Consider the following 12,795-nt stretch of genomic DNA (forward strand, 5'->3'; position numbering starts at 1 on the left):
ACTCTCTTTAATATTCTTTAAAATTTCTCTAACGTCGCTTTCAATAAATCAATTGCTTGCTTATCTTTAGCACTATTTTCCCATAACTTATCAAATAAATGGCGATACCGTTTAATTGCCTCATAAGATGACGTAATCGATGCAATACCGGTAGTAACATTAGGTAACTCACCTAATCGAAATGGGCTCATTGCTAATGAAATAGGATTCCCATCTTGATAAAAAATCTGAAAAGCAATTGACGGAATAGCTTCTTGTGTAATAGCAATTGTTGGCGCAAGAGATTGTTGTTCAATTAACTGAATTAAGTGATAAACTTCTTTGCGTGCTAGTAGCATTCTTTCCGATTTTTTACCCGGCGAAATAGTTAAATTGCCTACCAAACCAATATGTAAAAAACGTTCTACATTACGTAAACTGATTAAATTAATAACTTTTGGAATTGATTGACAGAACTGAGTTTTACGATCTTTTAAAATGGATAAGGTAGTGGCATATTTTTGAGGATCAGCGGGTTTACTCGATTCATTTAACATCATCGCTAAATGAGACAAATAATCAGAAGAAGTTAATAAAAATGAAAAAGGATCGAAATGAGAATAGATATGAGTTGATTGCTCTTCTAATTGACGCATACGTTCAAAAAAGCCTTCACCACTCGAATAGTATTCAGTATCAATGCCAAGTAAACTAGCAAAAGATGTATCAAGTAAGGAAGCCAATCGCTCTAGAGTTTCAATTTTAACGATCTCTCCTTTTTCTAACCGATATACTGCTGCTCTTGAAATTTTAAGACTTTCTGCAACATCTTCAGCCCTCAAAGAGGCAGCAATCCGATACGCACGCAGACGCTGACCTATAGCACAATAATCAATCGATCCAGTAATCATAATACACTCAAACTATTAAGATTTTGGCAGTGTATCACAAGGTGATAGCAATGCCAATTTTTGGCAAAATGTTTTATTCCTATCTAAGTTTTTTCTCCTATTGAATTAACTTTTCTATTATTTATAACAATTTATTTAGTTTGTGACTGTAGTAATATAGCCTGCAAAGCTGATGCATTCTTATATTCGGTATACTCAGTTATTGCTTGTGGCTGCTTTAATATATCAGTTGTATTGCCAAGTACTTGTGATGCCATTACAAATCCGTTAGGTTGCATTACTGAACGTTTATAAAAATCAATCAAATCTTGCTTAGTAATTTTTTGCAATTGCTCGATTTTTTTATCCTTTAAATCAAATGCAAAACGTGAATTACGGTAGTCAGGCATATAACGACCAAACTCCTCATCCAATGTTTGCGGAGGCATTTTCAATTCATCAAGTACCGCTTTTTTATATTGCTCAATATCTTTTTTCGATAATGCTTGCAATTTATTCAGCATAACTGGATAAAATTCTTGGTAGCGTTTAATTAAATAAGCCGGATCATATTGATTACTTTGGATAATAAAACTCATTCCCGACGAATCACCAACCGTAATAGGCTCTGCAAATACAGCATAACCAAGTTGCTCATTGGTGCGTAACTGATCATAAAACCAAGGTGAAATAATTTTAGAAAGAGTATAACTTATCATGCTACTACTAATTCGATCATAACCCATTGGAATATAGCTCATCATTAAAGCATTATCAGTGCTTTTTGCATGTTGAGTTATTTTAGCCTCTAACGAGTTTTTAATCTGAATATTATTAACAGGAGTAAATTCAACATCACGCACTAATGTTTTCTGGATGGCATGATAAAGATCTAAAGAGTCCTCGTTAGACAAATTACCCAAGCTAAGCATATAAGGTACTGAGTGAGTTAATAAGTTATCACGGTAAGCTAACACATCATTAATGGTCATATTTGCTGTAATTTGTCGTTTTTCATCTCGTTCAAAATAATGCGGTAATACCGACAATGCATTAATAGGATTAACCGCTAACCGATAACTCTTAGCATGATCGGCTTTATCCAATTCTTGCAAATACCAAGATTTAGCTAATGCTAAACTTTGCTCATCAATAGTGGCCTTGCGATAGTTATCAAGTATGGCCGTAACCATTTTTGGTAAATGCTGACTAAAACCGCTGGCTGAAATCATTAAGCCATTATCATTACCAGTTGATAATGAAATACCAGCAACTCCAGCCTGAAATCGTAATTGTTCTAAATTACGACTAACAATATAATCAAGCAGATTAAAAGCAACCACAGCTTTTACGTCGCTAGTAGCCTGATTATTGCGTAATGAAACAACAATAGCAGCTTTAGGTTCATTTTTAAAATACTGGCTAGCAAAATGAATATGATTACCGCGCCTACTAAATTTTTCAGGTTGCGCTTGATTACGATTTTGTTTTAAAATCGTAAAATTATCAGGTATATAAGGATTGAGCTCAGGCAAACTAAATGTAAAATTTTTGCCTAGTGCTAACCAACTTGCTTTTTGCTCGCTAGTGATATTATCAATTTTATAAGGCGCATCGACAAAATAAGCAGTTTTATTGGTAGTTTGGTTTGGCGAAATCACCCAAATTCTAGCATTATTGGCAGTCAAACTTTTTAAACGTGCTGTAATAGCTGATTTATCAAAATGAGTAGCAACATAATCTGAATTTAACACATTTTGAACTGGATACAACAACATTTGATCTGATAGCCATTCTACATATGACATATCACGCTCGACATCTTGATATTTAAACTCTAACGCTAATACCTTTTGAATCTCTTGATAATAAGCGTCAGAAATACCCTCTTTTTGAATCAACTGTAAATAATTAAAAATAGCGCCAATAATTTTATCTTTTTGAGCAAGTCCATCGTCGGTTAAACTCACATTAATACTCAATATACCACTATTACCATAACGGATAGGATTGATAGATGAACTAATTCCTTCAATTAAACCTTGTTTTTGTAACTGATCAGACAACGTATTATGACTACTGTTACAGATTAAATAAGTAATATACTCATCGGTTTTATCAGCAAATTTAGCCAAGTTATTTTCAATCGGAAACTGTAAAAACAATAGCTTTTTGGGTTGTGCTGGTACCATAGAAATTTGTTTATTTAACACATTTGGTGTTATAGCGGGTTTATCAACTATTAGGGCATTAATATTTTTATTAGGGATTTTACCAAAACTATTTTCAGCTAATTTTGTCAATTTATTGATCGACTGATTGCTATACATCACTCCAACCATAATATTGGCTGAATAATAATCTTTATGAAAATTCACTAAAGCATCTTGTAATTTACTATTTTCTTTATCACTTAACGTTTCTAAATTACCGCCTGAAAATTGAGAAGCTGGATGGTTTTGATTAATTGTTTCAGAATCAACTTGCCCGATCCTAAAACCATCATTTGATCTGGCCATTGTCAATTCAGCGTTAACTGCATTACGTTCTTTATCGGCAAATTTAGGATCTAAATTGGGCTCAGCAATAGCATCAGCTAAATAATCCAGTGCTTTATCAAATGCGCTATTTTCAACTTCAAAATAAAAAGCCGTTCTATGTGCTGTAGTGCTAGCATTATAACTTCCCGAATGACGACTTAAAAATTGAGAAAAGCTTGCTGGTTCTGGATAATTTTTCGATCCCATTAATACCATATGTTCAGCATAATGAGCCAACCCTTGTTGCTCTTTGGGATCTTGCAACGAGCCGACAGGCAGTGCTAATGATGCCAGTGATTTTACAGCATTAGGATCTGAAACAAGTAACACTCGCATTTTATTTGCTAGCTCAACCACTTCATATTGGCGCTTATCGCGCTCGCTTTGCTGAACTTTTTCTAACAAAACTGGGCTCACAAGCTTATTTTCAATAGCAAACAATATCGGTGAAGTAGTCATAGTTAATAATCCAATAACACTACTAATTATTAAATTGACTATTTTTTTATTTTTCAAATCCATAATATTCACTCGCTTGACTTTATCATCAAAAAAATACGGTTAAAAAGAAAGAAGCGGATGTATCAAAATGCTTAAACATAATGATAGATTCCGCTATTTTGTGATGAATACAATTAATGTTCTCGAGTTTTTCTAAACTCAATATCAGGATATCTTTCTTGAGTTAAATTTAAATTAACCATACTTGGTGCCACATAAGATAGATTATCCCCGCCATCTAAGGCCAAATTTTGTTCACATTTTCGTTTAAACTCTTCCAGTTTTTTTACATCTGAGCACTCAACCCAACGCGCTGTTGTCACATTAACTGGCTCATAAATGGCTTCAACGTTATACTCTGATTTTAAACGAGCAACCACCACATCAAATTGTAGCACCCCTACAGCTCCCACAATTAAGTCATTATTGGTTAATGGACGAAACACTTGTACAGCACCCTCTTCGGACAATTGAACTAACCCCTTTAATAACTGCTTTTGTTTAAGTGGATCTTTAAGACGAATTCGACGAAACAGTTCTGGTGCAAAGTTAGGAATGCCTGTAAATTTTAGATCTTCACCTTGTGTAAAGGTATCACCAATTTGAATGGTGCCATGATTATGTAAACCAATGATATCACCAGCATAGGCTTCTTCAACATGTTCACGATCACCTGCCATAAATGTTAAGGCGTCAGAAATATTGATATCTTTAGCAATACGTACATGTCGTAACTTCATACCCTTTTCATATTTACCCGATACAATGCGCATAAATGCAACGCGGTCACGATGTTTGGGATCCATATTGGCTTGAATTTTAAAAACAAAACCACTGAACTTTTCTTCTGATGATTCGACTTCGCGCTTATCGGTTTGACGAGGTTGAGGAGTTGGTGCCCAAGCTGTTAAACCATCAAGCATATGATCCACGCCAAAATTACCCAATGCCGTACCAAAAAAGACTGGCGTTAAATCGCCTGACAAGAAAGCATCTAAATCAAATTCGTTTGATGCGCCTTGCACTAATTCAAGCTCTTCACGCAGTTGCTGCGCTAAATCATCACCCACCGCTAAATCCAAATCAGGGTTAGTTAACCCTTTAATAATTCGGACCTCTTGTATTGTATGACCTTTCCCTGATTGGTAAAGGTAAGTTTCGTCTTTAGCTAAATGGTAAACACCTTTAAATAACTTGCCACAACCAATCGGCCAAGTAATAGGGGCGCACATAATATTTAACTCGTTTTCAACCTCATCAAGCAGTTCCATTGGATCGCGAATATCACGGTCTAACTTATTCATAAAGGTTAAAATTGGTGTATTGCGTAATCGTGTCACTTCCATTAATTTGCGAGTACGATCTTCAACCCCTTTTGCTGCATCAATTACCATCAAACAACTATCAACCGCTGTTAACGTACGATAAGTATCTTCAGAAAAATCCTCGTGCCCTGGAGTGTCTAATAAATTAACTAAGCAGTCATTATAAGGAAACTGCATCACAGATGTGGTAATTGAAATACCACGTTGCTTTTCCATTTCCATCCAGTCTGACTTAGCATGCTGGGCATTAGCGCCACGGCCTTTAACTGTACCAGCTGTTTGAATTGCATGACCAAATAACAATACCTTTTCGGTAATGGTTGTTTTACCAGCATCGGGATGAGAAATAATTGCAAAAGTGCGACGTGCATTAACTTCGTCTAAATAAGTTTGTTCTGTCATAAAACTGTTTTAACCCACACAAAAATAATCGTATATTTTAGCAGGTATCTGTCCATTTTGCCATTGATGTTATATGTAACGTTATTTGCCTTATTTATTTATCTATGCATAATATTTACCTTAAGATAAGTAATGCACTATTTTACTGCTTTTTGTTAAAAAGTTTCAGGTAACTATGTGTTTAAGTATAAAACTGGAATTTGCTATGAACATTCGTGATTTAAAATTATATTTACATTTATGCGAAACCTGTCACTTTAGTATAACAGCAAATGCTATGCATGTTAGTCCATCAACTTTATCAAGGCAGATCCAACGACTTGAAGAACATTTTGGTCACCTGCTATTTATTCGCGACAATAGGCAAGTACAAATCACTTCGGAGGGCGAAAAAGTTAAACGTTTTGCTCAACAAGTAATAAATATGCACCAACAACTAAAATATGATTTAGATCAATCTAACCAACAAATTGTCGGTGAGCTCACTCTATTTTGTTCAGTCACCGCTGCATATAGCCATCTACCTGAAATACTTGATCGCTTTAGAATCCACTATCCACTAGTTGAAATCAAACTATCAACGGGTGATGCTGCTGACGCTGTAAAGAAAATTCAAGCAAATGAAGCCGATTTAGCTATAGCAGGTAAACCAAAACAGCTCCCTACGGGTATTGAGTTTTTAAAATTTGGCGAAATTGAAATGGTATTGCTAATACCTAAACTTAATAGCACGTTTAGTGACAAACTACATCAAAAACAGCCTGACTGGCATAATATTCCCTTTATATTGCCTGAACATGGCCCTAGTCGCCACCGTATTGATTTATGGTTTAAGCAAAGAAAAATTTCCAATCCCAAAATTTATGCTACGGTTGCAGGACACGAAGCCATTGTATCGATGGTTGCTTTAGGTTGTGGGGTAGCCTTATTACCTAAAGTCGTAATGGACAATAGCCCTGAACGAATCAGAGAGCGCATAACCGAATGGTCAACAAACTTAATGGAACCGTTTGATGTTGGTATTTGTGTACAAAAAAGAAGATTATCAGAGAAAATCATTGCTGCCTTTTGGGCAATTTGCAATCTCAATTTACCTAATAACGCATAACAAAAATATAGTGTATAATCACACGTAAAAAAATTAAAACTATATAACGTGTTAACTAGCATATACCTAATTTTTTATTAAGATTTTATGTAGCAGAATAACATTGCATGGTATTGAAAATGAAAAAGATAAAATTAAGAACGTTAGCCTCATTAATATTTTTTGTCGCTGTTACTATGCCATTAATGGCACAGTCCAATACCACAAAATCAGCCACCTCTAACATAAACGCTGGTACTGACAAAAACAATACAAAAGCCGATAGCAAAACGGCAACGTCAACCACAACTATAACAACCAATACTGAAACTAACAGCAGCACGCCATCCCCAATTGATAACACAATTAAAAAGCCAAAGTGGCTAGTTCGCAATACATTGGCTTATTATGATGGTGATAGTGATGACCTTGTTACAGCTGGACTTGGGTTTACCCCATTATCAACCACTATTATCGTGCCAGAAGTTGAAATTCCAGCTAAACCAAACTTTCAAGAACGCCGACAAGCCAAACTAAATCGCTATATTGACACCAAAATTGGTGAAGGAACACTATTTGGTTTTAGAAAGCAAGAACTAACCCCTTTGTTTGACGGTAAAATTGCAGGTACCGAAATATCAGCTGTACAAAGGCAAGACGGTGTTGGCATGTTGCTACAAATTCCACTTGATTTTAACAAAAATAAACCTTGCATTGTTGCGGTTCCCGCTAGTGATTCGGATGGAGTATTTAATACCAAAGATATACAAATTCGTGGATTGTGGGGACTCCGTCACAACTGTGCAGTAGTATATAACGACAAAGGGCTAGGTAACGGCATTTATGATATTGAACGCAAACTTGGGTTCACCGTATGGGGAGAAGTGCAAAATGGTAACATCTTATTTTCTCCTTGGATTAATAATGAAGAAAAATATATTAAAAAATATCCCCACCGCTATGCTATAAAACAACTACACTCGCAACTCAATGCCGAAGCCCGCTGGGGGGAACACGTATTAAAATCCCTAGAATTTGCTTTTTATGAACTTAATATTAAGTTTTCACCGAATGATCAAGCTATATTCAACAAAGACAACACTCTGGTTTTAGTCTATGGCGCAAGTGATGGTGGTGGAGCAGCATTAAAAGCTGGCGAATTAGATGATCAAAATATGATTGACGGTATTGTTGCAGTTAATCCACAAATTCAACCAAATCTTGACAAAGCCTCAGTTAAACTCAAAATCGGCAACAACAACTCGCAAAAGTTAGAAGCCAAATCTATTGCTAATTACAGTGCTTATGGTGCGTTATATATACCATGTGCCATACCAGCCATAACAGCTTATAAAGACGATGCTTATGTACCTTATGCGGATTATTTTCTTTATTCACAAGAGCGCTGTAACGCCCTTAAAAAAGCAAAGTTACTTACTACAGGAACACCAAAAGAAGCGCTAGAAAAACTACATAAAAATGGTTGGACACCAGAAATGGACATCCAACTACCCTATTTTTACTACACTGAATCCATTGGTCTACCTTATCAATATATTAGTGCCTATGGCAAATATAGTGTCACCGAAAATATGTGCAATTTTTCGGTAGCAAGCACCCAGCAAAACCCAATTAACAACACAGGAAAAGTTGCACCATTAAAAGAAATTTCGTTTGAACAAATATGGGGAATGGCTAACGGTCATTTACCGCTTTGGAATGGCCGTAATGCAACGGTTTTGGATCTAGTTGAAAACGAAGATCTCAACACCCCAAGACGTGAATTTTATTCTAGCTCGCAAACGAAAAATACAATCGATTACGGCACCAAAGGATCGATCTGTGTTTATAAAAAATCACAAGAACCACGAGTTAACGAAGGCATAAAACAAGTTATGGCATCGGGTAACTTACATGGTATAAAAACCTTTATTGTCCATGGTCGGAACAATGTTAAACAATTACCAAACTATACATCGCGCGCTTATGTCGCATTAAACAGCTTGGTTGAAGGTAAACAATCACAACTGCGATACATTGAAGTAGAAAATGCCAGCTACTTAGATGGCAGAGCCCCATTTGACAACACATTACTACCAATTGATTATTATGGCGAAGATGCCATCGAGTGGTTATGGGCTAACTTAACCAACAACGCTACGCTACCAGTAAGCCAAGTTGTACGTACTAAAACTCGTGGAGGCAAAAGTGGTTATGCGCCACAAATAACCAACAACAACCTAAAACCGATAGCCCAAACGCCAAATAGCAACAGCATTATCCAAAAAACGGATGGCAAACTGATATTGCCAAATTAACAGTAAATATCTAAAACACTACTGGTTTAAGCACAGCGGCTTGAACTGGTAGCACCAAAATCCAGTTTAGCTGGTGCTATCTTTTACTATTAAACAGATTTTGGGATATAACAAAAAAAATAACGACTCTAATTGAGCATAATGCAGCTTAACATCAACAATTGTTTCTTTTAACAAATATAATTTTGGTCGTCTATTTGCCATGCCACTAAGGACATTACCAACAAAGTCAATAAAAGCATAATTTTCGAGCCACTCCCCTTGCCACATTGAATTCATAAAATGCTGATAATCTGCCGGATAAACGTCAATATAAGGTTGGATATGAGCTTTTGTTACTTGATTAAATTGAGACACACTCGATAACAAACCATAATTAGCCCAATGCTTTGACAAAAAATGATCCCACACAATATCTAATGTAATGGGTGCAACTCGCTGATGCGATTTTCTAAACAGCAGCTTAGCTTTCTTAACTTCAAGCAGGCTATCGGTCAATCTATCAATTTTACGGTGTAGCATAATGCCATCGGCAATATTAGAGTTATAAATTAAATAAGGATCACCTTTAACAAAATCAGCTACTGTATTACCAATCAACGAACTACGTGCTATCGTAGCCAAATGTAAATGAGCAAGAATATTCATAAAAGTAACCGTTAATTATTCACGATGTTTAAATTCGCCTTCGACGAAACCTTCTCGCCAATAACTAGTAATATGAAAAGCATCAGGCGACAAATGTATATATTTATCTTTAATAGCATGACGCACAGATTGTGCCAACGAACGCTCCATTCCTCCCCAAAACAACAACTTATTTTGCTCTGATAAATCAGCATTAATTACCGCATCAACTAATTGAAAGGGATTATCCCTATTTTGTATAAACCAATTCACCTTAATATTTTTATTATCTGGCAACGGCACTATATCACTTTTATGATTAACCTGTATAAAGGCAAAAGCCTTCTGATTTTGGGGTAGATGTTCAAGCGTATAACATATGGCGGGCACAGCCGAAATATCCCCCATTAACACCAAACAATTATCAGTAAATCGCAACTTGCTAGCTGCCGCAATCAAACCGATTTGGTCACCAATCTTAGCTTTTTGCGACCACACTGAAGCCAAACCTGTATCATGAACAGCAAAATCAACAAAAAATTGATTAGAGGCACGCTCAAATTCGCGCACACTATAACTACGAACTAGCTGACGTTGCTTATCACCAACAGCGATTTTATTATTATCATCAAGTTTAGGGAAAGTAATTACATTGGTTGAAGGATCAGGAAAAAGCAATTTTAAATACGGACAAACCCATAATGGATCGATATTTACTGGTTTATCGCTGCTAAACTGTATGCGAATAAAACTGGGAGATATTTTTTCAATATTCAATACCGTTAATAACGCATTAACGATGACTTTCTTATTGAATTTGATTTTTTCTATTTTTTCATCCATCAACTGATCCCTAAATTTATTGCTAGATGCCATCATCATACAACAAAATATATTAGAATAATGCTATTTTTATAATTGAAAAAATAGATAAACTTGTTTAACCCAAAAGCGATGAAACAAGTTTAGAAAAAATCAAATTAAAAAATAAATTTAAAACGATAACGTACCAAAAGCATTACACCAGTCTTGATCAAACTTAGTAATCGCCGCATCAACAGCTGGATCAGAAATAAATAGCTCAGCCACATCCACTGGCAACGTAATAGACTTACAACCAGCAAGTATACAGTCTAACGCTTGCCTTGGTGTTCTAAAGCTTGCGGCTAATACCAGCGATTGTGGACAGTGCAAATCTAACAATTTTTGTAATTCCAGTACTGTATCTTTACTATTTCCGCCTTGAGCATCAATGCGATTAACATAAGGTGCAATATATTTAGCCCCTGCTAATGCAGCTAAAAATCCCTGCCCTGCACCATAGACAGCCGTTCCCAAAGTTGGAATTCCTTGCTGGGTTAATTCTTTAATTGCAATCAATCCTTGAGCATTAACAGGAATTTTAGTCACAATCGATGGTACTGCTTTTCTAAGCTGATAAGTTTCTTTTATCATTTCATCAGCATTACTTGAAAGTACCTGAGCAAATAGTAATTTATCTGAACCCAATACTTCTTGTAATTCATTTAATAACAAAAAAATTGGCTTGCCCGATTTTGCTACAATGCTTGGATTAGTGGTAACCCCACTAATAGGTAACACCTTAGCTAAACGTTTTATGGCGACAATATCGGCGGTATCTAAATATAATTCCATGGTTAACTCCCAGCTAAAACCAACAAACATCTATTAACGTATACATATAACGCTTTTTGTATTCAAATTTTGCGTTACAGCTATAGTAAAAAAAACTGACAAAATCGCCTAGAAGACAATTTTGTCATTTACTGGATTTTTGTACGCTAAATAAGAAATTGAGATTTAGATCACACAACAAAAAATTAACATTAATTTATAAAATAAAAAGTTATACTTATTTTCATCTTTTCCATATCCGTATATAATCTAAACGATAGTACACGCTTGATTTATCATTAACTTAATTTATGACAAAAATCATTAACGAAAAACTAGCCAAACTAGTCAATAACCAAGAGTCAATTAATCATATCTATTTTGCCAATAGTAATGCTTGTCCGCCTTCACTTGCCTACCAAGTCAACTTTCCTAGAATTGAACTTATATTAGAAGGAAAGCAACAGATGCTATGGGCAGATAGTAATGGCAAAGTTATTGAAAAAATATTATCAACTAATGATCTTTTATATATTTCCGCTCAAAGCTGGAACAAACCCATTTGGACAAGCCCTGTTACTTTATTAAACATATTGTTTGGTAAACAACAAATTGGTATAAGCCTATGGCATTGGGATGGCACACAACTAATTCCGCTTGGGCAAATTAACACACCAAGACGAGGCCCGCGGGTTGGTACATTTATTATTCAAGCTCTGACCGAACTTATCTGGCAAAACCAATCATGTAAACAAAATCAAACTGCTTACTATCTTATTCACAGTTTACTTAGCAACACGCTCGATTTGTTAAATATCAATATCAAAACATCATCCAAAACTACTTGCCTATATGAAGCCATTCGCCAATATATTGATACTCACTTTCGTGAGAATATTACACGCGACTTTTTAGCTAATATGTTTTACATTTCACCCAATTACTTATCACATCTATTTCAAAGCGAGGGAAAAAGAGGGTTAAATGAATATCTAAATCATATTCGCTTAGAATATGCAAAATCGCTACTAAAGGATTATGCTCTAAATATAAAAGAAATTGCTCTAGCATCGGGGTTTAAAGATAGTAATTATTTTTGTCGGATTTTTAAAAAAAAGACAGAACGAACACCAACCGAATATCGTCGACAATATCATAGTAAGTTAATGTACAAATAGTTTTTTCACAGTAAACTTTCAAACTCTTTTGTTTTTTACATTGTGCCAAAATTACACATATTTATCGCTCTTGTTTAGCGCACCTGGATTCAAACATGAAGTGCAATTTTAAACACGGTGGAGTGAAGAAAGTAGAAAGGTGATTTATACTAGCACCTTCGCACCACCACAGTTTGGAGATTGCTATGTATTATAATCACCTTTCTAGGAAGGAAAGATACCAGATTTTCGTATTATTACAAGCCGGAAAGAATAAAAAAGAGATAGCCCAGCTACTCAATAGACATCCTTCGACAATAAGTCGAGAGATAAA

General features: G+C 35.4%; 10 protein-coding genes. 4 read left to right on the forward strand and 6 right to left on the reverse strand.

Going from position 1 to position 12,795, the window contains the following annotated elements; genetic code table 11:
• Positions 1–17: 17 nt before the first annotated feature.
• The 3 genes from A9G38_RS01940 to prfC form a co-directional block, all read right to left on the reverse strand.
• A complete protein-coding gene (locus A9G38_RS01940) occupies positions 18–890 on the reverse strand; it encodes a helix-turn-helix domain-containing protein (RefSeq protein WP_034912945.1) in 873 nt (290 codons plus the stop codon).
• Between the two features lie 131 nt (positions 891–1,021).
• Entirely contained in the window at positions 1,022–3,868 is a 2,847-nt protein-coding gene (gene ptrA, locus A9G38_RS01945) for a pitrilysin (protein WP_162162654.1), read from the reverse strand.
• Positions 3,869–4,044: 176 nt separating this feature from the next.
• Positions 4,045–5,637 carry a peptide chain release factor 3 gene (prfC, locus tag A9G38_RS01950; protein WP_034912949.1) on the reverse strand — a complete coding sequence of 531 codons (1,593 nt, stop codon included), beginning with the start codon at positions 5,635–5,637 and terminating at the stop codon, positions 4,045–4,047.
• Positions 5,638–5,842: 205 nt separating this feature from the next.
• Between prfC and ilvY the strand changes: the two genes are divergently transcribed.
• Together ilvY and A9G38_RS01960 are read left to right on the forward strand one after the other, a co-directional pair.
• Positions 5,843–6,745, forward strand: coding sequence for an HTH-type transcriptional activator IlvY (ilvY, locus tag A9G38_RS01955; protein WP_034912953.1), 903 nt, complete (start codon positions 5,843–5,845; stop codon positions 6,743–6,745).
• Between the two features lie 119 nt (positions 6,746–6,864).
• Positions 6,865–9,042, forward strand: a complete 2,178-nt coding sequence (locus A9G38_RS01960) for a 3-hydroxybutyrate oligomer hydrolase family protein (RefSeq protein WP_034912957.1) — start codon at positions 6,865–6,867, stop codon at positions 9,040–9,042.
• Between the two features lie 66 nt (positions 9,043–9,108).
• Here the strand turns inward: A9G38_RS01960 and A9G38_RS01965 are convergent, their stop codons facing one another.
• From A9G38_RS01965 to fsa, 3 genes are all read right to left on the reverse strand, one after another.
• Entirely contained in the window at positions 9,109–9,690 is a 582-nt protein-coding gene (locus A9G38_RS01965) for an acyl carrier protein phosphodiesterase (RefSeq protein ID WP_034912961.1), read from the reverse strand.
• 15 nt (positions 9,691–9,705) lie between these two features.
• Entirely contained in the window at positions 9,706–10,512 is an 807-nt protein-coding gene (locus tag A9G38_RS01970; protein ID WP_034912967.1) for a siderophore-interacting protein, read from the reverse strand.
• 150 nt (positions 10,513–10,662) lie between these two features.
• Positions 10,663–11,325 (reverse strand): fructose-6-phosphate aldolase, encoded by a 663-nt coding sequence (fsa, locus tag A9G38_RS01975; RefSeq protein WP_034912979.1) that lies wholly within the window; start codon positions 11,323–11,325, stop codon positions 10,663–10,665.
• Between the two features lie 290 nt (positions 11,326–11,615).
• On the opposite strand from fsa, the gene A9G38_RS01980 reads away from it, so the two are divergent.
• Positions 11,616–12,482 (forward strand): helix-turn-helix domain-containing protein, encoded by an 867-nt coding sequence (locus tag A9G38_RS01980; protein ID WP_034912970.1) that lies wholly within the window; start codon positions 11,616–11,618, stop codon positions 12,480–12,482.
• 185 nt (positions 12,483–12,667) lie between these two features.
• Positions 12,668–12,795, forward strand: a 128-nt coding sequence (locus A9G38_RS12695) for a helix-turn-helix domain-containing protein (RefSeq protein WP_141671666.1), incomplete at its 3' end; no start/stop codon positions are given.

The organism is Gilliamella sp. Imp1-1 (assembly GCF_001690415.1).
Lineage (GTDB): Bacteria > Pseudomonadota > Gammaproteobacteria > Enterobacterales > Orbaceae > Gilliamella > Gilliamella bombi.